Raw genomic sequence first — 19,491 nt, forward strand, 5'->3', positions numbered from 1 at the left:
CTGGGTGCTGGTGCATGACGCCGCACGTTGCCTGCTGCGCCCCGAGTGGGTCGAGGCCTTGATCGAGGCCTGCTTCAATGACGAGGTCGGCGGCTTGCTGGCCCTGCCGGTGGCCGACACGCTCAAGGAAGAGATTGCGGGCCGCTGCGCGGGGACGCTGGACCGGCGCGCCAAATGGCAGGCCCAGACGCCGCAGATGTTCCGCCTGGGCCTGCTCCACAGCGCGATGGTGCATGCGGGCGAGACGGTCACCGACGAGGCCAGCGCCGTCGAGGCCCTGGGCCACCGGCCCAAGCTGGTGCCTGGCGCGCTGGAGAACTTCAAGATCACCTATCCCCAGGACTTCGTCCTGGCCGAGCGACTGCTGAGGATACGCTGATGGACATCCGCATCGGAGAAGGCTGGGACACGCACGCACTGGTGGCTGGCCGCAAGCTCATCCTCGGCGGCGTGGAGATCCCGCACCATCTGGGCCTGCAGGGCCACTCGGATGCCGACGCCTTGCTGCATGCCATCACCGACGCACTGCTGGGGGCGGCAGCCCTGGGGGACATCGGCCGCCACTTTCCCGACACCGACGAGCGCCTGCGCGACGCCGATTCCTCGGTGCTGCTGGCCGAGGCGATGCGCCGGGTGCGCGAGCGCGGCTACGAGCTCGTCAACCTGGATGCCACCATCGTCGCCCAGGCGCCCAGGATGGCGCCGCACATCCCGGCCATGTGCCAGCGCATTGCCGCCATCCTCGGGTGCGGGGTGGAGCAGGTCAACGTGAAGGCCAAGACGGCCGAGAAGCTCGGGCCCGTGGGCCGGCAGGAATCGATCGAGGCGCGCGCGGTGTGCCTGCTGCGGCGCGCCTGATCAGGGGGCTTTGCGCAGCCGGATGCGGGCGATCAGTCCCGTGTCGGGCGCAGGCGCGTTGCTCAGCTCGAAGGTGCCGCCCATGCGGATGATGGTTTTCTCGACGATGGCCAGGCCCAGGCCGGCGCCGGTGGCGGCGGTGCGCGCCGCATCGCCGCGGAAGAAGGGCGTGGTGAGCTGGGGCAGCTTCTCGGGCGAGACGCCGGGCCCGTGGTCGCGCACGCTGATGATCACCCACGGGCCGGTGCGTGCATAGGTCACCTGCACGAGGGCAATGCCGGTGTCGCTGCTGCGCCCATAGCGGCGTGCGTTCTCGAAGAGGTTGCCGATCACGCGGCCCAGCTCGGTTTCGTCGGCCAGCACCATGGTGTCGATGGCCACGCGCGACTCGATGCGGATCTGGCTGGCGTCGCGGAAGGCCGCGGCGGCCCGGTCGATCACACCCGACAGGTGCACCGGCACCAGCTTGACTTCGCTGGGGCGGGCGTAGTCCATGAACTTGTCGATGATGGCGTCGAGCTGGTCGATGTCGGCGGCCATGTAGCGGCGGGCCTCCTCGTCCTGCACGCTCATCTCGACTTCCAGGCGCAGACGTGCCAGCGGCGTGCGCAGGTCGTGCGAGATGCCGGCGAGCATCACGGCGCGGTCTTCCTCCACCTTGGCCAGCTCGCGGGCCATGCGGTTGAAGCCCTTGTTGACCTCGCGGATCTCGCTGGTCATCGTGTTCTCGTCCAGGCGGGATTCGTACTCGCCTTCGCGGATGCGGCTGGCGGCGAACGAGAGCTGGCGCAGGGGCTGGTTGATCAGCCGCGCCACGGTGGCCGAGCCGATCACGGTGGCCAGCAGCGCGATGCCCACCCAGACGAACCAGGTCTTGCCGGTGACGGGCTCCAGGCGTTGCGGATCGGCCTGCAGCCAGTAGCGGTCGGTCTCGATGGCGAAGTCGATCCACAGGCCCGGCCGCCCGTTCACGCTGGAGGCCACCACGGTGGTGGGGCCCAGGCGGGTGCGCAATTCCTCGGCGATGCGCCGCGAGAAGCGGTCGGTGTCGAAGGGCACGTAGGCGTCGCCAGGTTCGCGCGGTTGCACGCGGATGGCTTCCTGCTCGGTGATGGTCTTGAGCAGGGTGACGCGGTTGATGCTGTCGGTGTAGCGCAGTGCCACCCGTGAGAGGTTCACCAGACTGGCCAGTTGCTGGGCCGCCTGCACGGCCCGGGGCTCGAACTCCAGGGCGCGGAAGGTCTGCACCCAGGCGAAGATGCCAAACCCCAGCAAGGCCCCGAGCAGCATGAAGGTGCGCCAGAACAGGCTCAGGGTGACACGTTTGCGGACCATCGGGGCTTGTCGGACAGGGCAGGGGCTGGATGCGCCCCGCAGTATGCCGCCCGCAGGCGCGGGACAGCGTCATCGGTGATGAAAAAACGCCAGACCCGGGGGTCTGGCGCGCAGCGTCCGGCCGGGCGGGGTCAGGTCGCGCCGTCGGGCACGAAGACATAGCCCACGCCCCACACCGTCTGGATATAGCGGGGCTGGGCGGGGTCAGGCTCGATCATCTTGCGCAGGCGCGAGATCTGCACGTCCAGGCTGCGGTCGAAGGGCTCGAACTCGCGGCCGCGGGCCAGTTGCGCCAGCTTGTCACGCGACAGCGGCTGGCGCGGATGGCGCACCAGGGCCTTGAGCATCGAGTACTCTCCCGTGGTCAGCGGTATGGCTTCGCCGTCCCGGGTCAGGCGGCGCTGGGCGAGGTCGAATTCGAAGGGGCCGAACACCACGGTCTGCGGCTCCTTGGTGGGGGCGCCAGGGGCCTCCATCGCAGGGCGGCGGCGCAGCACCGCATGAATGCGCGCCAGCAGCTCGCGGGGGTTGAAAGGCTTGGGCAGATAGTCGTCGGCGCCCACCTCCAGGCCCACGATGCGGTCGACGTCCTCGACCTTGGCGGTGAGCATGATGATGGGTGTCTGGTCGTTGGCCGCGCGCAGCCGGCGGCAGATCGACAGGCCGTCCTCGCCGGGCAGCATCAGGTCGAGCACGATCAGATCGACGGTCTCGCGCGTCAGCACCCGGTTCAGCGCCTTGGCATCCTCGGCCAGGAAGACTTCGAAGCCTTCCTGTGTGAGGTAGCGGCGCAGCAGGTCGCGGATGCGGGCATCATCGTCCACCACCACGATCTGGTCGGGGCGCGGCGCGGGGGGCTGGGGGGCTGTGGTCATGGGGACTCCCGAATTTGTAACAACGCGGGATTGTGCGGGTGAGCAACCGCCGAAAACGGTCGTTTTGACCAAGTGTTACAAATATTGCCACTCGGGGCCCGAGGCCGCAAATCCCCGTGTGAAGACGGGTGAAGCGCATGTAAAGCTTGGGCAAAGGCGGCACCGGCCGTCGTCGTTTCGACGCGGGCTTGCGTTAGCCTGTCACGTCGAGCCTCTCGTTCACCTCAGGAAAGGATCCCATGAAGCGACGCTTCGTTCTGCCCGGTCTGTGCCTTGCTACCGCGTTGGCAACTCCTTCCGTCCTGGCCCAGCCGGCGGCGGCCAACGTGGTGAGTTTTGCCACCAGCGCCAGCGTGGAAGTCCCGCAGGATTTCCTGAGCCTGACGCTGAACACCACGCGGGAAGCCGGCGATGCCGCCACGGTCCAGAAGGCGCTGCAGCAGGCGGTGGAGGCCGCCCTGGTCCAGGCCCGGCCCGCCGCGCAGCCTGGCGCGATGGAAGTACGCACCGGCCACTTCTCGGTCTACCCGCGCTATGCCAGTCAGGGGCGGATCTCCGGCTGGCAAGGCACGGCCGAGGTCGTGCTGGAAGGCACGGACATCGCGCGCATCACCCAGACGGCCGCACGCATCCAGACGCTGAGCGTGGCGCGCGTGTCGCAGGGGCTGTCACGCCAGGCCCGCGAGAAACATGAGGCCGCCGTGCAGGCCCAGGCCGTGGCCCAGTACCGCGCCAAAGCGCAGGAACTGGCCAAGCTCTTCGGCTTCGGCGGCTATGAGCTGCGCGAGATCAACGTCTCGACCCAGGAGCCCGGTGTGATCCCGGTGCCCCTGATGATGCGCGCCAAAGCCGATGTGATGGCCGCCGAGGCGGCTCCCCTGCCGGTGGAGGCCGGCAAGGCGCTCGTGACGGTGACGGTCAGTGGCAGCGTGGTGCTGAAGTAGGGCCTGCGCGTTTCGCGCTGCCACCCACGTGCCCGGCCCGTGCAGGGGCCGGGCCGCACGCTCGGCACCTGCTGGCTCGATGGCTTACTGGGCCACCCAGCCGCCGTCCATGTTCCAGGCCACGCCGCGGACGTTGTCGGCGGCGGAGGAACACAGGAACACGGCCAGCGCACCCAGTTGCTCGGGTGTGGTGAACTGCAGCGAGGGCTGCTTTTCGCCCAGCAGTTCGCGCTGGGCCTGTTCCAAGGAGATGCCACCCTGGGCGGCACGGGCATCGATCTGCTTTTGCACCAGGGGGGTGAGCACCCAGCCCGGGCAGATCGCGTTGACCGTCACGCCGGTGGTGGCGGTCTCCAGCGCCACGGCCTTGGTGAAACCCACGATGCCATGCTTGGAGGCGACATAGGCCGATTTCTGCGCCGAGGCCACCAGGCCGTGCGTGGAGGCGATGTTGATCACGCGGCCCCAGTTGCGTCGCTTCATACCGGGCAGGGCCAGGCGGGTGGTGTGGAAGGCCGAACTGAGGTTGATCGCGATGATCGCATCCCACTTCTCGGGCGGGAAGTCCTCCACCGGGGCCACGTGCTGGATGCCGGCGTTGTTGACCAGGATGTCCACGCCGCCGAAGTCCTGGGCGGCATAGGCCATCAGCTCGGCAATCTGCGCCGGCTGGCTCATGTCGGCGCCGTGGTAGCCCACCCGCACGCCGGTCCGGGCCAGTTCGGCCTTGGCCGCCTCGACGTCGCCGAAACCGTTGAGCACCACGTCGGCACCTTGGCGTGCCAGTGCCAGGGCCACCCCCAAGCCGATCCCGCTGGTCGAACCCGTGACCAGGGCGGTCTTGCCTTTCAACATATGGAGTCCTCTTTGCTAAGGTTCAGGGAGAATCAGCGACAAGCCCCTGGATTATCAGAGAGGAAGGCCCCGATGACGCAGCCGCGCCTGGATTTCGTGCAATGCCTGGACCCCCACGGCCTGCACCGCATGGCCTATTGGGAATGGGGCGACCCGTCCAACGGCCGGGTGCTGGTGTGCGTGCACGGGCTGTCGCGCCAGGGCCGCGACTTCGACGTGCTGGCCCAGGCGATGTGCGACCACTACCGCGTGGTCTGCCCCGATGTCGTGGGCCGCGGCCGCTCGGACTGGCTCGACGACCCGATGGGCTACCAGATTCCGACCTACGTGGCCGACATGGTCACCCTGCTCGCGCGGGTGCGGGCCGAGACGGTGGACTGGGTGGGCACCTCGATGGGCGGACTCATCGGTCTGGGCCTGGCCTCGCTGAAGGGGGCTCCGGTGCGCTCCCTGGTGCTCAATGACGTAGGGCCCACGATCGAGCCGGCGGCTTTGCAGCGCATCGGCACCTATTTGGGGCAGCTCCCTCGTTTCGACACCGTGGAGGCCGCGGCCGACTACTTCCGTTCGATTTCGGAAGGCTTCGGCCCGCACACGCACGAGCAGTGGCTCGCTCTGACACGGCCGATGCTGCGCCGGATCGAGGACGAACGGGGCGTGGCCTACATCCCGCACTACGATCCGAAGATCGCCGTGCCTTTCCATGCGGCCACGCCCGAGATGGCAGCGGCCGCGCAGGCCCTGCTGTGGCAGCGCTATGACAGCCTGCGCACCCGCACGCTGGTGATCCGCGGCGCGCAGTCGGACCTGCTCACGGCGCAGACGGCGCAGGCGATGGCCGAGCGCGGGCCGCGGGCAACCGTGGTGGAGTTCGAAGGCGTGGGCCATGCACCCACGCTGGTGGATCCGGCCCAGGTGGCCGTGGTCCGGGAGTTTCTGACGACAGCATGAAGACGATGTCCCAGGACGCGGCCGAGGTGGCCGCGCCCATCGTGCAACTGGCCGGCGAGATGGACTCGCCCGCGGCGGCTGCTTCGCTGCGCGGGCCCGGCATGGCCGAGGCCCTGGCCCAGGAGACGGCGCGCCTGGAGCGCGCGCGCGCCTTTGCCGAACCCCTGTTGGCCGGCCAGCGGCTCGACACCGGCGAGGATGCGCTGGACCACGCCGCCGGCGTGGCCTCGATCCTGCGCTCCATCGGCGCCTCGCCCTCGCTGCTCGCGGCGGTCTACCTCGTCTACGTGGGCGAATATCTGAACAAGCCCGAGGAGGTGATCGGCAAGGCCTTCGGTGCATCGTATGCCAGCCTGGTGGCGGCCACGCGCAAGCTGGTGCAGATCCAGCGCAACGCCCGCGACGCCCTGATCGACGAGGAGATGCGCGCCGAGCAGACCGAGCGTGTGCGCAAGATGCTGCTGGCGTTCTCGCGCGACCTGCGTGTGGTGCTGGTCCGCCTGGCCTCGCGCCTGCAGACGCTGCGCTATTACGCCCAATCCAAACGCGAATGTCCGCTGGTGCTGGCGCGCGAATCGCTGCACGTGTTCGCGCCGCTGGCCAACCGCCTGGGCATCTGGCAGATCAAATGGGAGCTCGAGGATCTGTCTTTCCGCTTCCTCGAACCCGAGCAGTACAAGGCGATTGCCCGACAGCTCGACGAAAAGCGTATCGAGCGCGAGCAGGTCGTGGAGCAGGCCCGTCAGCGCCTGAGCGCCCAATTGCGTGAGCACGGCATCGCCGCACAGGTGCAAGGCCGGCCCAAGCACATCTACAGCATCTGGAAGAAGATGCGGGGCAAGCAGCTCGACTTCGACCACGTCTACGACCTGCGGGCCCTGCGTGTCATCGTGCCCGGCGTGCCCGATTGCTACGCCGCACTCAGCCTGGTCCATGAGCTCTACCGGCCGCTGCCTGAGGAGTTCGACGACTACATCGCCAAACCCAAGCCCAACGGCTACCAGTCGCTGCACACCGTGGTCTACGACGAACAAGGGCGCAGCCTGGAGATCCAGATCCGCACGCAGGCGATGCACGAGCATGCCGAGCACGGCGTGGCGGCCCACTGGGCCTACAAGGAGGCCGGTACCCGCGGCTATGCGGGCGTGAGCGCGGCCGGCGATTTCGAAGCCCAGGTGGCCGAGGCCCGCAAGGCCGTGCTGCGCCAGTTGCTGGCCTGGGAGCGCGATTTCGTTGGCCAGGCCACGCAGACCTCGGGCGCGGTCTTCGACGACCGCATCTATGTCTTCACGCCGCAGGCAGCCATCGTGGAGCTGCCCGCCGGTGCCACGCCGGTGGACTTCGCCTACACCGTGCACACCGACCTGGGCCACCGCTGTCGCGGCGCCCGGGTCGATGGCGCCATGGTGCCGCTGAACACGCCCCTGCGAAGCGGCCAGACCGTCGAAGTGGTGGCGGCCAAGGAAGGTGGCCCGTCGATGGATTGGCTCAACCCCGAGCTGGGCTACCTGCGCAGCGCGCGGGCCAAGGCCAAGGTGCGGGCCTGGTTCAACGCCCTGGCCCAGCAGCAGACCATCGCCCGCGGACGCGAGCTGGTGGAAAAGCTTCTCCAGCGGGAGGGGCGCACTGCGATCAAGCTCGAGGACCTGGCCACGCAACTGGGCTTTCGCAATGCCGATGCCCTGTTCGACGTGGTCGGCAAGGACGAGTACTCGCTGCGCCACATCGAGAACCTGTTGCGTCCGTCCGATCCCGCAACGACGGCCGATGACCAGATTGCCCTGCGCAAGCCACGCAGCGACTCCGGCAGCGGCAAGGGCGGTGTGCTCGTGGTGGGCGTGGAGTCCTTGCTGACCACGCTGGCACGCTGCTGCAAGCCCGCACCGCCCGACGCGATCGGTGGCTACGTCACCAAGGGCAAAGGGGTGGCGGTGCACCGCGCCGACTGCTCGACCTTCCGCCAGATTGCCGGGCGTCACCCGGAGCGGGTGATCGCGGTGACCTGGGGCCAACCCACTGGCGACAGGATCCCAGTCTATCCGGTGGACGTGGCGGTCGAGGCCATCGACCGTCAGGGGCTGCTGCGCGACATCTCCGAAGTGTTCGCCAAGGAGAAGATGAACGTCATCGGCGTGAACACCCAGACCGTGCGCGGCACGGCGTGGATGACCTTCACCGTGGAGGTGGCCGATTCCGCGCGCCTGGCCCAGGTGCTGGGCGTGGTGGCCCAGGTCCCGGGCGTGCGGCAGGCCAGGCGCCGCTGACCTTGCCAAAAAACATGCTATAGTGTCGAGCTTCTTAGGCGCGTAGCTCAGCTGGTTAGAGCACCACCTTGACATGGTGGGGGTCGTTGGTTCGAGTCCAATCGCGCCTACCAGACACAGAACCCGGTCAGTCGTTGAGATTCAACGGCTTTCCGGGTTTTTCGTTTTTCGCCACAACTGCTCGGGGAACTTCCAGGCCAATATCGGCTGTGCCTCCTGCGTGCGAGCGCGCCAGCTTGTCACGCTCGCTACCGCCGTCCGCGCCGGGGATCCAGCGAGCATAGGTGTCCAGCAGCATTCTTCAGGCTGTGACCCGTCTGGGAAGCGATGTATGCCGGGTTGCCGCCTGCCATGAGGGCAGTAGTGCAGTCGGTGTGGCCGGTGGCGTAGGTTCGGCCCGTGGCCGGGCAGGTACTCATGGACCCGGCGACCGTGCAGCTGATTGAACGAGACAATGCGCTGCCGGAGCTGGCCGTGCTTGGCGCTTATCGGGTTCGCGGACGCGAGATCTTCGTCAAGCTGGCCTACCGTTGGACAGGCAAGGCATGGGATGGGTGGTCGGCGTTTGCGCCAGACGCGAAGCATTGGGCCGGTTATGTCTCAGAGGGCGTGCCCATCTGGCGCAGAAGGTAAAAAACCCAGCGCGTCCGCACGCCTGGGTTCGTGGCCGGGTCTGGTTCGTTTGCGGAAACATCGCCCCCGACCGGCTTGCGCAGTATAGCGTGACTGCGACTACACAAGTCATGGCTTCAGAGATGAAGGGAGCCCCGGGACGGCCGTCCTTCTGCCTGGCATCTCGAATGCACCTCCACCGCATGTATGCCAGATCGCAAGCGCAAGGACAGCCTTCGCGGCAGACAGCGACGACTACCTGTACAACAAACGGGACGAACTCTTGCGGAGGACAGCTTGGGTTCGGTGGGTGGAGATGTGATGAGCGCCGGCGGTAACCCTCACCCCAAGACGTCACTCGAATGACGTTAATCCGCCCGCATAAAGACGCCTTGTTACACGGCCTCAGTGTAGCGGGTCTCCTGCTTGGCAGCCAAGCCAAGGCTCCCATCGCCAGGCGTGAACCCGTTCCCGCTGCCTCAGCCTGAGCGCATCGCCACCATGCGCGCATGCAACCTCAGGTCCTCTCGATCACGTTTGCCGCCCGGGCCCAGCCCGATGCGCCGCGCCGGTTCTCCGGCGTGGCTTACTCCGGCGGGGTGATCCCGTAAGCTCCCCCCAAACGTAGACAGCTGAAACTGGAGAATGCGTCCTCGACAAGAAAGACTGGGAGCGGTGGGTGAGGGAAGTCAGCGCAGCAGCCGGCCGATGAGGGCCGCCGCAACGCCAAAGACCAGCGCTGCGCCCACCAGCAAGACAGGAACGGCCAGCAGCCACCCGGCCAGCCAACCCAGCGACGGGAACCACAGGGCCAGCACCAAACCCGCGCCAAACATCAGAGCCAGCGCTGGGCTCAGGGCCAGCAAGGGATCGAAGCGTTTGGGATGACCGAGCATGCTAAAACGGTAGCAAGGCTGAAGATCCAGATCAAGCTCGACAGCGCGGGCCGCATCGGCGCGCTTTGCCGACCTCGGCCGCATCAGCGGGGAGCTCAGGAGCCGCCTGGCCCAAGTCGGCGAGCAGATTGCCACCGCTTGCTGGATGCGATCGTGTCCCGCCGCGTGGTGTAGGTCCACAGCCCGGAAGGGCCGAGACGCACACGGGTCTCAGCGCTGCACAGCAGACAGCCGAGGCTGAGCAGTATCTTTGTAGCCAGTGTGCGCGGGGGAAGCCCATGTAGGCCAGCACTTCGTGCTCGGCGCTGGCCATGAGCGCGCCGATCTTGGGGAACTTGCCGCGCACTGAAGGACGTACACCACTTCCTGGGACGCCAGCCCGATCGCGCCTACCAGACACACGAGGTCCCGTTGGGTGATTCCGCGGGGCTTTGCTATTCGTCACGGGTGCGCCGTGGGGCGTGGCGAGTTGCGCACACACTCGTGCATACCGTGGGGAAACCCCCCTGCGGGCAGCGCCGGCCAGCCCCCTAGAATGATCTTTTACAGTGCACCGTCGTGCACCTGCCCGGTTGTTGGAGAACCCCATGGCACAGGCCAAACGTGGCGCCGCGTCTGCTGCGGGCGCTGGCGCCGCCCCGCAGTTGCGCACCCTCAAGAAGTATCCGAACCGCCGCCTGTACGACACGGCCACGAGCAGCTACATCACGCTGGCCGACGTGAAGAAGATGGTGCTGGCCGGCGAGGATTTCGTCGTGCGCGACGCCAAGACCAACGAGGACCTCACCCGCAGCATCCTGCTGCAGATCATCCTCGAGGAGGAAAGCGGCGGGGTGCCCATGTTCTCGACCCACATGCTGGCCGACATCATCCGCTTCTACGGCAACGCGATGCAAGGGCTGATGGGAGCCTACCTGGAGAAGAACATCCAGGCCTTCGTCGAGATGCAAAAACGCTTTGCCGAACAGTCACGCGGCATGGTCGAGGGCAAGGGCTTCTCGCCGGAGATGTGGACCCAGTTCATGAGCGTGCAGGCCCCCATGATGCAGGGGCTGATGAGCAACTACCTCGAGCAGTCGAAGAACATCTTCGTGCAGATGCAAGAGCAGATGCAGAAACAGGCCGAGACGCTGATGCCGCCGGGCTTTCCCGGCTTTGGGCCGCCCAAGCGCTGAACCCCGGGCGCGGCCGGGGCGGATCGGCGAAAATCCGTTCATGACGCAAGAATCCCTCGTGGTGGACGCCGCCGCCTCCCCCCCCAAGATCGGTTTCGTCAGCCTGGGCTGCCCCAAGGCGCTGACGGATTCCGAGCTCATCCTCACCCAACTGCGCGCCGAAGGCTACGAAACCTCCAAGACCTTCCAAGGCGCCGATCTGGTGATCGTCAACACCTGCGGCTTCATCGACGACGCCGTGAAGGAAAGCCTCGACACCATCGGCGAGGCCCTGGCCGAGAACGGCAAAGTCATCGTCACCGGCTGCCTGGGCGCCCGCGCAGGGGAGGGGGGCGGCAACCTGGTGAAAGAGGTGCATCCGAAGGTGCTGGCCGTCACCGGCCCGCATGCCACGCAGGAGGTGATGGATGCCGTGCACCAACACGTGCCCAAGCCCCACGACCCCTTCGTCGACCTGGTGCCTCCAACCGGCATCAAGCTCACGCCCAGGCACTACGCCTACCTGAAGATCAGCGAGGGCTGCAACCACCGCTGCACCTTCTGCATCATCCCCAGCATGCGCGGTGATCTGGTCTCGCGGCCCATCGGCGATGTGCTGGGCGAGGCCCGCCGCTTGTTCGAAGCGGGCGTGAAAGAGCTGCTGGTGATCAGCCAGGACACCAGCGCCTATGGCGTGGACGTGAAGTACCGCACCGGCTTCTGGGACGGCAAACCCGTGCGCACGCGCATGCTCGAACTTGTCCAGGCCCTGGGCGACTTGGCCGCCGCGCACGGCGCCTGGGTGCGGCTGCACTATGTCTATCCCTATCCGCACGTCGACGAGATCGTGCCCCTGATGGCCGAGGGTCGCATCCTGCCGTATCTGGACGTTCCCTTCCAGCATGCGCACCCTGACGTGCTCAAGCGCATGAAGCGCCCGGCCAGCGGCGAGAAAAACCTCGAGCGCATCCGGCGCTGGCGCGAGATCTGTCCCGAGATCGTGATCCGTTCGACCTTCATCGCCGGCTTTCCTGGCGAGACCGAGGCCGAGTTCGAGACCCTGCTCGACTTCATCCGCGAAGCGCAGATCGACCGCGCGGGCTGCTTTGCCTATTCCCCGGTGGAAGGCGCCGCGGCCAACGAGTTGCCCGGAGCGTTGCCGCAGGCCGTGCGCGAGGAACGGCGCGCCCACTTCATGGCCGTGGCCGAAGCCGTGTCCACTGCCAAGCTGCAGCAGCGCGTGGGCGCCACGATGCAGGTGCTGGTGGATGCCGCGCCCGCCATGGGCCGCAAGGGCGGCATCGGCCGCAGCTATGCCGACGCCCCCGAGATCGACGGCACGGTGCGCCTGCTGCCGCCCGAGAAGGCCTCGCGCACGCTCAAGGTGGGTGAGTTCACCCGGGCCCGCATCGTCGGCACGCAGGGCCACGACCTGATCGGACTGCCGGTCTGACCTGCGGCTTGGGGTATGGTCACGGGCATGAAGATCCTGCTGCTGACCCACCCGCTGCCTGCCGACCCCTATCTCGACGCCTTGCGCCGCCGTCGCCCGACCGACGAGCTCGTGGTCTGGTCGCGCGATCTGCCCGTGGCCCGCTGGGCCGACGCCGAGGTGGTGCTCGGCTGGCGGTTCCCAGCTGGTGTGGCCAACGCGCTGCCACGCCTGCGCTGGGTCTGTTCGGTGGCCGCTGGCGTGGAAAAACTGCTGGTGAGCGAGCTGCCGGCGGCCGTGCCGGTCTCGCGCATCGTCGACCCGGATCAGGCGCTGGGCATCGCCCAATATGTCACGGCCATGGCTCTGCGCTTCGCGCGCGAGCTGCCGCGTTATGACGTGCAGCAACGCGAGCGCCTCTGGAAGCGCCACCCGATGGCCGCGGCCCACCACCGCGTGTGCGTGCTGGGGCAGGGCGCCACGGGGCAGGAGATCTCGCGCATGCTGGCCGCCTGCGGCTTCGACGTGCAGGGCTGGCGGCGAAGCCAGGGCCGATCGCTGCACGAAGCCCTGCGCGAGGCGCAGATCGTCGTGTGTGCCCTGCCGCTCACGCCCGAGACCACCGGCCTGATCGACCGCGAGGCGCTGGCGTCGATGCCACGCGGGGGCGCACTGATCAACATCGCCCGGGGCGCGCACGTGGTCGAGGACGATCTCGTGGCGGCGTTGCGCAGCGGGCACCTGGCCTTCGCCGCGCTGGACGTGCAGGTGAACGAACCGCTGCCGCCCGAATCGCCCCTGTGGGACGCGCCGAACCTCGTGATCACGCCGCACATCGCGGCGCAGTCCTCGGTGGCGACCATCATCGCCCAGTTCGTCGAAGGCTTGGAGGCTCTGGAGGCCGGCCGGCCCTTGCCTCGCCCCGTGGATCGCCAACTCGGTTACTGACACCCCCACCCATGACCTCCCGCCCGCCCCGCCTGAGCACGCAGCTCATCCACCATCCCTACCGGCCGCCATCGGAGTTCGATGCGACGGTGCCGGGCGTGTACAAGGCCTCGTCGGTGTTCTTCCCCAACGTGGCAGCCCTGCGCCAGCGGCGCTGGGACGACAAGAGCGCCTACACCTACGGCCTGCACGGCACGCCCACCACCTTCATGCTGGAGGAGCGCCTGGCCACGCTCGAAGGTGCCCGCCACGTGCTGCTGGCGCCCAGCGGCCTGTCGGCCATCACCACGGTGGATATCGCGCTGCTGCGCCAGGGGGACAGGGTGGTGCTGCCCGACAACGTTTACGGGCCCAGCCTGAACTTCGTCGAGCACGAGCTCGCCCACTGGGGCATCGAGCACCGGCTCTACGACCCGATGGACGCGGCCTCGCTCGCCGCCGCACTGTCGCCCGAGGTGAAGCTGGTGTGGTTGGAGGCGCCCGGATCGGTGACGCTGGAGTTCCCCGACCTGCGCACCCTGGTGCGCACGGTGCGCGAGAAGGCGCCGCAGGCCGTGGTGGCGCTGGACAACACCTGGGGCGCGGGCCTGGCCTTTGCGCCCTTCGATCTGGGCGAGGGCCTGGGCGTGGACCTCACGGTGCATGCCTTGACCAAATACCCCTCGGGCGGCGGCGATGTGCTGATGGGCTCGATTGCCTGCCGCGACCCCGCGTTGTACCAGACCCTGGCCTGGGCCCACAGCCGCCTGGGTCTGGGCGTGGGCCTGAATGATGTGGAAGCCGTGCTGCGTTCGCTGCCTTCGCTGGAGCTGCGCTATCACGCCCAGGACCGTGCGGCACGGCGCATTGCGCAGTGGTGCAGCGCTCAGCCCGAGTTCGTGCGTGTGCTGCACCCGGCCACGCCGGGCTCGCCGGGCCATGAGCATTGGCAGTCGTTGTGTTCGGCTGCGGCCGGGCTGCTGACGGTGGAGCTGGACCCGCGCTTCACGCCGGCGCAGGGGGATGCTTTCGTGGATGCGCTGAGGGTGTTTCGCATCGCCTGGTCGTGGGGCGGGCCGGTGAGTCTGGCGGTGCCCTATCACGCCTCGCGCATGCGGCGCCTGCCCACGCCCTACCAGGGCACGCTGGTGCGCCTGTGCATCGGCCTGGAAGCCGTGGACGACCTGATCGCCGACCTGGCGCAGGCGAAGGACTCAGTCCTTCGGGCCGGATGAGACCTTGTGCCGCATCAGGCGGCCTTTCTCTCTTTCCCAATCGCGCTTCTTCTCGGTTTCGCGCTTGTCATGCAACTGCTTGCCCTTGGCCAGCGCGATCTCGGCCTTCACCAGGCCGCCCTTGTAGTGCAGGTTGAGCGGCACCAGGGTGTAGCCCTTTTGCTCGACTTTCCCGATGAGCCGCCGGATCTGGTCCTTGTGCATCAGCAGCTTCTTGGTGCGGTCGGCCTCGGGGCGCACGTGGGTGGAGGCGGTGCGCAGGGCGTTGATACGGCAGCCGATCAGGTAGAGCTCGCCATCCTTGATGACGACGTAGCCGTCAGTGAGCTGCACCTGGCCGGCACGGATGGCCTTGACCTCCCAGCCGGACAGCACGATGCCCGCCTCGAATCGTTCTTCGATGAGGTAGTTGAAGTGGGCCTTGCGGTTTTCGGCGATGGTCATGACAGCGAAGGTGGGGGCACGGGGTCTCACTACAATCCCGGCATTGTATGAAGCACGTCAAGAAGTCCGTCCTGCTGTGGTACTCGCCGCGCGAGATGTACGACCTCGTCACCGGCGTGGCGCAGTATCCGGCCTTTCTGCCCTGGTGCGAGAAGGCGGAGATCCTGTCCGAGACCGAGCACGAAATGACGGCACGCCTGACGCTGCGTTACGCCGGCCTGCATCACGCCTTCACCACGCGCAACACCCATCAGGCGCCCGAGCTGGTGGTGGTCGAACTCGTGGACGGGCCCTTTTCGGAGTTGGCCGGCGAATGGCGCTTCCTGCCCCTGGGCAGTGGCCCATCCGGGCCTGCGGCCTGCAAGGTCGAGCTCGATCTGCGCTACGCCTTTGCCAGCACGGCGCTGCAGGCTCTGGTGAGCCCGGTGTTCGACCGCATCGCCAACACCCTCGTCGACTCTTTCGTGCGGCGGGCCGAGCAGGTTTACGGAGCGCGCTGAGGTGAGGGTCGAGGTGGTCTATGCCCGTGCCCCCCACGCCGTGGAACGGGTGATGCTCGACCTGCCCGAAGGCGCCACCGTGCGCCAGGCCTTGCAGGCCAGCGGCCTGCTGGAGCGCCATGACGGGCTGCTCGATCCCGTCCGACACCGCGTCGGGGTGTGGGGGCGCCTGGTCGGGCTGGACGATGCCCTGCGCGAGCGTGACCGGGTCGAGGTCTACCGCCCGCTCACGGTCGATCCGAAGGAAGCCCGGCGGCTGCGCTACCGCAAGCAGGCCCCCAAGCTTCGGAACGCCAAAGGCCGCCGCTCAACGCCGGCCTGATCAGTCGCAGTTGGCGGCGATGATCTCGCGGGTACGGGCCGCTTCCGCGGCACGGGCCTCATCCCCGAGAAACTCCCGCTCGCCTTTGGCATTGGTGCGCGCGATACGCACCCCGCTGTCGAGCGTCTGCATGTAGCTGCGAGCCCGGGTGCAGTTCTCGGCGCGCACCTGGGCCATGCGCTCCTTCTCGGCGCGTGCCTTGGCCTCGCGGTCCTGTTCTTCCTGCCGACGACGGGCCTCGAGGTCCTTGTCCACGCCGGCAGGGGATGCGGCCGGCGCCGGCGCGGCGGCGGCCTCTGCCGGCGGGGGCGCGATGCTGCGGGCATTCGAAGGGCGCTGCAGGATGTCGCGCTCCGGCACCGAGGCGGGCGGGGGACGGTCGCTGTACTGCACCTTGCCGGCGCTGTCCTTCCACTTCCACTGCGCCGCCGCCGGCAAGGCCGACGCCAGCCCCAGGGCCAGCGCAAGCCCGGCCCGCAGCACGAAAGACGTGGAATTTTTCATGTGGGCAAGTGTAGCCCTGGGCCGCGCCGCCGCCGCATGCCGGCGGCGCACACGGGCCGCGGTTCGTGACGGATCGCACATCCTGCAGCCGGCACGGTGGGGCCCTCCCACACGGCAAGAGGGAAAAGGGGGTTCCGTATAATCATGTTTTGCGTCTGGAGTTTTCCTCATGCGCCTCCTCGGTAAAGCGCTCACCTTCGACGATGTGTTGTTGGTGCCGGCGTTCTCCCAAGTCCTCCCGCGCGACACCTCACTCGCGACCCGTCTGACCCGCAACGTCACCCTGAACCTGCCGCTGGTGTCCGCTGCCATGGACACCGTCACCGAGTCGCGGCTGGCGATCGCCATCGCCCAGGAAGGCGGCTGCGGCATCATCCACAAGAACCTTTCGCCGCGCGAGCAGGCTGCCGAGGTGGCGAAGGTCAAGCGCTATGAATCGGGCGTGCTGCGCGATCCGATCACCATTTCGCCCGACACCACGGTGCGCCAGGTCAAGGCCCTATCCGACCAGCACGGCGTCTCGGGCTTCCCGGTGCTCGAGGGCAAGACCGTGGTGGGCATCGTCACCGGGCGCGACCTGCGCTTCGAGACTCGCATGGATGCGCCGGTGCGCGAGATCATGACGCCGCGCGAGCGGCTCGTCACGGTGAAGGAGGGCGCTTCGCTCGAAGAAGGCAAGGCCCTCATGCACAAGCACAAGCTCGAACGCGTGCTGGTGGTGAACGACGCCTTCGAGCTGCGCGGCCTGATGACGGTGAAGGACATCACCAAGCAGACCAATTTCCCCAACGCCGCGCGCGATTCCCAAGGCAAGCTGCGCGTGGGCGCAGCCGTGGGCGTGGGCGAAGGCACGGAAGAGCGCGTGGAACTGCTGGTCAAGGCCGGTGTGGACGTCATCGTGGTGGACACGGCCCATGGCCACAGCGCCGGCGTCATCGAGCGCGTGCGCTGGGTCAAGAAGAACTTCCCCGGCGTGGACGTGATCGGCGGCAACATCGCCACCGGCGCGGCCGCCCTGGCCCTGGTGGAAGCCGGGGCGGATGCGGTGAAGGTCGGCATCGGCCCCGGCTCGATCTGCACCACCCGCATCGTGGCCGGCGTGGGCGTGCCGCAAATCACCGCGATCGACAACGTGGCCAGTGCGCTGCACGGTTCGGGCGTGCCGCTCATTGCCGACGGGGGGATCCGTTACTCGGGCGACATCGCCAAGGCCATCGCCGCGGGTGCCAGCACCGTGATGATGGGGGGCATGTTCGCGGGCACGGAAGAGGCGCCCGGTGAGGTCATCCTCTACCAAGGCCGCAGCTACAAGAGCTACCGCGGCATGGGCTCGATCGGCGCGATGAAGGCCGGCTCGGCCGACCGCTACTTCCAGGAAAATGACGAGACCACCAACCCCAACGCCGACAAGCTCGTGCCCGAGGGCATCGAGGGGCGCGTGCCCTACAAGGGCTCGGTGGTGGCCATCCTGTACCAGATGGCCGGCGGCTTGCGCGCGGCGATGGGCTACTGCGGTTGCGCCACCATCGAGGAGATGCGCAGCAAGGCCGAGTTCGTCGAGATCACCGCGGCCGGCATCCGCGAAAGCCATGTCCACGACGTGCAGATCACCAAGGAAGCCCCGAACTACCGGGTCGAGTGATCGGCGCCACAAACTCACACAGGCAGCACCGGGTGCTGCCTTTTTTCCTTTTCAGTACAGGCCCGAACCGTGCAGCACGACAAGATCCTCATCCTCGATTTCGGCTCTCAGGTCACCCAACTGATCGCCCGGCGCGTGCGCGAAGCTCACGTCTACTGCGAAATCCACCCCAACGACGTCTCGGATGACTTCATCCGCCGCTTCGCACCCAAGGGCATCATCCTGTCGGGCAGCCACGCCAGCACCTACGAAGACCATGAGCTGCGCGCCCCGCAGGCGGTGTGGGACCTGGGCGTGCCGGTGCTGGGCATCTGCTACGGCATGCAGACCATGGCGGTGCAGCTGGGCGGCAAGGTCGAGTGGAGCGACCAGCGCGAGTTCGGCTATGCCGAAGTGCGCGCGCGGGGCCACACCCGGCTGCTCAACGGCATCGAGGACTTCCGCACCGCCGACGGCTACGGCATGCTGCAGGTGTGGATGAGCCACGGCGACAAGGTCACCGAGCTGCCCCCGGGCTTCAAGCTGATGGCCTCCACGCCCAGTTGCCCCATTGCGGCAATGGCCGACGAGACGCGGGGCTACTACGGGGTGCAGTTCCATCCCGAGGTCACGCACACCGTGCAGGGCAAGGCCATCCTGACCCGTTTCGTGCGCGACATCTGCGGCGCCCGGGCCGACTGGATCATGGGCGACTACATCGAGGAGGCTGTGGCGCGCATCCGCGAGCAGGTGGGCGACGAGGAGGTCATCCTCGGCCTGTCGGGCGGGGTCGATTCCAGCGTGGCTGCCGCGCTCATCCACCGTGCCATTGGCGACCAGCTCACCTGCGTGTTCGTCGACCACGGCCTGCTGCGCCTGAACGAAGGCGATATGGTGATGGACATGTTCGCGGGCAAGCTGCACGCCCGCGTGGTGCGCGTCGATGCGAGTGATCTGTTCCTGGGCAAGCTGGCGGGCGTCAGTGACCCCGAGGCCAAGCGCAAGATCATCGGCGGCCTGTTCGTCGATGTGTTCAAGGCCGAGGCCGCGAAGATCAAGGAAACCCACGCCCGCCACGTGGCCTGGCTCGCGCAAGGCACCATCTACCCCGACGTGATCGAATCCGGTGGCGCCAAGACCAAGAAAGCCGTCACCATCAAGAGCCACCACAACGTGGGCGGCCTGCCCGAGCAATTGGGCTTGAAGCTCTTGGAGCCGCTGCGCGAACTCTTCAAGGACGAGGTGCGTGAACTGGGCGTGGCCCTGGGCCTGCCGCCCGAGATGGTTTACCGCCACCCCTTCCCGGGCCCCGGCCTGGGCGTGCGGATCCTGGGAGAGGTGAAGAAGGACTACGCCGACTTGCTGCGCCGGGCCGACGCCATCTTCATCGAGGAGCTGCGCAACACCAAAGATGAGGCCACCGGCAAGAGCTGGTACGAGCTCACCAGCCAGGCTTTTGCCGTCTTCCTGCCGGTCAAGAGCGTGGGCGTGATGGGCGACGGCCGCACCTACGACTACGTGGTGGCCCTGCGCGCCGTGCAGACCAGCGACTTCATGACGGCCGACTGGGCCGAATTGCCCTATAGCCTGCTCAAGCGCGTGTCGGGCCGCATCATCAACGAGGTGCGTGGCATCAACCGCGTGACCTACGACGTGAGCTCGAAGCCTCCGGCGACGATCGAGTGGGAGTGAAGTGGGCGGCCGCCTGTCGACGACGAAGAATTCGGCCCTGATCTGATCTGGCATGCGGCCCTGGGGCTGC

At 67.6% G+C, this 19,491-nt stretch carries 21 protein-coding genes and 1 tRNA gene; 15 read left to right on the top strand and 7 right to left on the bottom strand.

Annotated features, from left to right (window positions below; genetic code table 11):
* Both ACK42S_RS03265 and ispF read left to right on the top strand, forming a co-directional pair.
* On the top strand, positions 1–379 hold a 379-nt coding region (locus ACK42S_RS03265; RefSeq protein WP_409703258.1), incomplete at its 5' end, for a 2-C-methyl-D-erythritol 4-phosphate cytidylyltransferase.
* A complete protein-coding gene (ispF, locus tag ACK42S_RS03270) occupies positions 379–858 on the top strand; it encodes a 2-C-methyl-D-erythritol 2,4-cyclodiphosphate synthase (protein ID WP_409703261.1) in 480 nt (159 codons plus the stop codon). The genes ACK42S_RS03265 and ispF, both read left to right, overlap by 1 nt.
* Here ispF and ACK42S_RS03275 read toward each other — a convergent pair whose 3' ends face one another.
* Positions 859–2,193: an ATP-binding protein gene (locus tag ACK42S_RS03275; protein WP_409703264.1), complete on the bottom strand. Its 1,335-nt coding sequence runs from the start codon at positions 2,191–2,193 to the stop codon at positions 859–861.
* Between the two features lie 131 nt (positions 2,194–2,324).
* Positions 2,325–3,068: a two-component system response regulator OmpR gene (ompR, locus tag ACK42S_RS03280; RefSeq protein ID WP_409703267.1), complete on the bottom strand. Its 744-nt coding sequence runs from the start codon at positions 3,066–3,068 to the stop codon at positions 2,325–2,327.
* A 239-nt stretch (positions 3,069–3,307) separates the two neighbouring features.
* On the opposite strand from ompR, the gene ACK42S_RS03285 reads away from it, so the two are divergent.
* Positions 3,308–4,012, top strand: coding sequence for an SIMPL domain-containing protein (locus tag ACK42S_RS03285; protein ID WP_409703270.1), 705 nt, complete (start codon positions 3,308–3,310; stop codon positions 4,010–4,012).
* 84 nt (positions 4,013–4,096) lie between these two features.
* Here the strand turns inward: ACK42S_RS03285 and ACK42S_RS03290 are convergent, their stop codons facing one another.
* Entirely contained in the window at positions 4,097–4,867 is a 771-nt protein-coding gene (locus ACK42S_RS03290; protein ID WP_409703273.1) for a 3-hydroxybutyrate dehydrogenase, read from the bottom strand.
* A gap of 72 nt (positions 4,868–4,939) precedes the next feature.
* Between ACK42S_RS03290 and ACK42S_RS03295 the strand changes: the two genes are divergently transcribed.
* The 3 genes from ACK42S_RS03295 (at position 4,940) to ACK42S_RS03305 (ending at position 8,195) form a co-directional block, all read left to right on the top strand.
* Positions 4,940–5,818: an alpha/beta fold hydrolase gene (locus ACK42S_RS03295; RefSeq protein WP_409703276.1), complete on the top strand. Its 879-nt coding sequence runs from the start codon at positions 4,940–4,942 to the stop codon at positions 5,816–5,818.
* Positions 5,815–8,082, top strand: a complete 2,268-nt coding sequence (locus ACK42S_RS03300) for a RelA/SpoT family protein (RefSeq protein ID WP_409703279.1) — start codon at positions 5,815–5,817, stop codon at positions 8,080–8,082. Before ACK42S_RS03295 ends, ACK42S_RS03300 begins: the two co-directional genes overlap by 4 nt.
* 36 nt (positions 8,083–8,118) lie before the next feature.
* Positions 8,119–8,195 (top strand) — tRNA-Val (locus ACK42S_RS03305).
* Positions 8,196–8,209: 14 nt separating this feature from the next.
* Here ACK42S_RS03305 and ACK42S_RS03310 read toward each other — a convergent pair.
* The gene (locus ACK42S_RS03310; RefSeq protein WP_409703282.1) at positions 8,210–8,380 is read right to left on the bottom strand and encodes a hypothetical protein; all 171 of its coding nucleotides are present in this window, start codon (positions 8,378–8,380) and stop codon (positions 8,210–8,212) included.
* Positions 8,381–8,499: 119 nt separating this feature from the next.
* Between ACK42S_RS03310 and ACK42S_RS03315 the strand changes: the two genes are divergently transcribed.
* Positions 8,500–8,715: a hypothetical protein gene (locus tag ACK42S_RS03315; protein WP_409703285.1), complete on the top strand. Its 216-nt coding sequence runs from the start codon at positions 8,500–8,502 to the stop codon at positions 8,713–8,715.
* Positions 8,716–9,383: 668 nt separating this feature from the next.
* On the opposite strand, the gene ACK42S_RS03320 is transcribed toward ACK42S_RS03315, so the two are convergent.
* Positions 9,384–9,590 (bottom strand): hypothetical protein, encoded by a 207-nt coding sequence (locus ACK42S_RS03320; protein ID WP_409703288.1) that lies wholly within the window; start codon positions 9,588–9,590, stop codon positions 9,384–9,386.
* 587 nt (positions 9,591–10,177) lie between these two features.
* Here ACK42S_RS03320 and phaR point away from each other — a divergent pair.
* Genes phaR through ACK42S_RS03340 form a run of 4 tightly spaced genes read left to right on the top strand, consistent with a single transcriptional unit; the run spans position 10,178 to position 14,338 of the window.
* Positions 10,178–10,765 carry a polyhydroxyalkanoate synthesis repressor PhaR gene (gene phaR / locus ACK42S_RS03325; protein WP_409703291.1) on the top strand — a complete coding sequence of 196 codons (588 nt, stop codon included), beginning with the start codon at positions 10,178–10,180 and terminating at the stop codon, positions 10,763–10,765.
* A gap of 40 nt (positions 10,766–10,805) precedes the next feature.
* Positions 10,806–12,197, top strand: a complete 1,392-nt coding sequence (rimO, locus tag ACK42S_RS03330; protein WP_409703294.1) for a 30S ribosomal protein S12 methylthiotransferase RimO — start codon at positions 10,806–10,808, stop codon at positions 12,195–12,197.
* A gap of 27 nt (positions 12,198–12,224) precedes the next feature.
* Complete coding sequence (locus tag ACK42S_RS03335; protein WP_409703297.1) at positions 12,225–13,124, top strand: NAD(P)-dependent oxidoreductase; 900 nt, start codon at positions 12,225–12,227, stop codon at positions 13,122–13,124.
* Positions 13,125–13,135: 11 nt separating this feature from the next.
* Positions 13,136–14,338 carry a PLP-dependent transferase gene (locus tag ACK42S_RS03340; RefSeq protein WP_409703300.1) on the top strand — a complete coding sequence of 401 codons (1,203 nt, stop codon included), beginning with the start codon at positions 13,136–13,138 and terminating at the stop codon, positions 14,336–14,338.
* Here the strand turns inward: ACK42S_RS03340 and smpB are convergent.
* Positions 14,318–14,782, bottom strand: coding sequence for an SsrA-binding protein SmpB (gene smpB, locus ACK42S_RS03345; RefSeq protein WP_409703304.1), 465 nt, complete (start codon positions 14,780–14,782; stop codon positions 14,318–14,320). The genes ACK42S_RS03340 and smpB overlap by 21 nt on opposite strands.
* 47 nt (positions 14,783–14,829) lie before the next feature.
* Between smpB and ACK42S_RS03350 the strand changes: the two genes are divergently transcribed.
* Together ACK42S_RS03350 and ACK42S_RS03355 are read left to right on the top strand one after the other, a co-directional pair.
* Positions 14,830–15,282 (top strand): type II toxin-antitoxin system RatA family toxin, encoded by a 453-nt coding sequence (locus ACK42S_RS03350; protein ID WP_409703307.1) that lies wholly within the window; start codon positions 14,830–14,832, stop codon positions 15,280–15,282.
* A gap of 1 nt (position 15,283) precedes the next feature.
* A complete protein-coding gene (locus ACK42S_RS03355) occupies positions 15,284–15,604 on the top strand; it encodes an RnfH family protein (protein ID WP_409703310.1) in 321 nt (106 codons plus the stop codon).
* Here ACK42S_RS03355 and ACK42S_RS03360 read toward each other — a convergent pair whose 3' ends face one another.
* On the bottom strand, positions 15,605–16,108 hold the full coding sequence (locus ACK42S_RS03360; protein WP_409703313.1) for a DUF4124 domain-containing protein: 504 nt from the start codon (positions 16,106–16,108) through the stop codon (positions 15,605–15,607).
* 169 nt (positions 16,109–16,277) lie between these two features.
* On the opposite strand from ACK42S_RS03360, the gene guaB reads away from it, so the two are divergent.
* Together guaB and guaA are read left to right on the top strand one after the other, a co-directional pair.
* Positions 16,278–17,750 (top strand): IMP dehydrogenase, encoded by a 1,473-nt coding sequence (gene guaB, locus ACK42S_RS03365; RefSeq protein WP_409703316.1) that lies wholly within the window; start codon positions 16,278–16,280, stop codon positions 17,748–17,750.
* A 69-nt stretch (positions 17,751–17,819) separates the two neighbouring features.
* Positions 17,820–19,421: a glutamine-hydrolyzing GMP synthase gene (gene guaA, locus ACK42S_RS03370; RefSeq protein WP_409703319.1), complete on the top strand. Its 1,602-nt coding sequence runs from the start codon at positions 17,820–17,822 to the stop codon at positions 19,419–19,421.
* Positions 19,422–19,491 lie beyond the last annotated feature (70 nt).

It is taken from the genome of Caldimonas sp., assembly GCF_046289365.1.
In the GTDB taxonomy this organism is placed as follows: Bacteria; Pseudomonadota; Gammaproteobacteria; order Burkholderiales; family Burkholderiaceae_C; genus Caldimonas.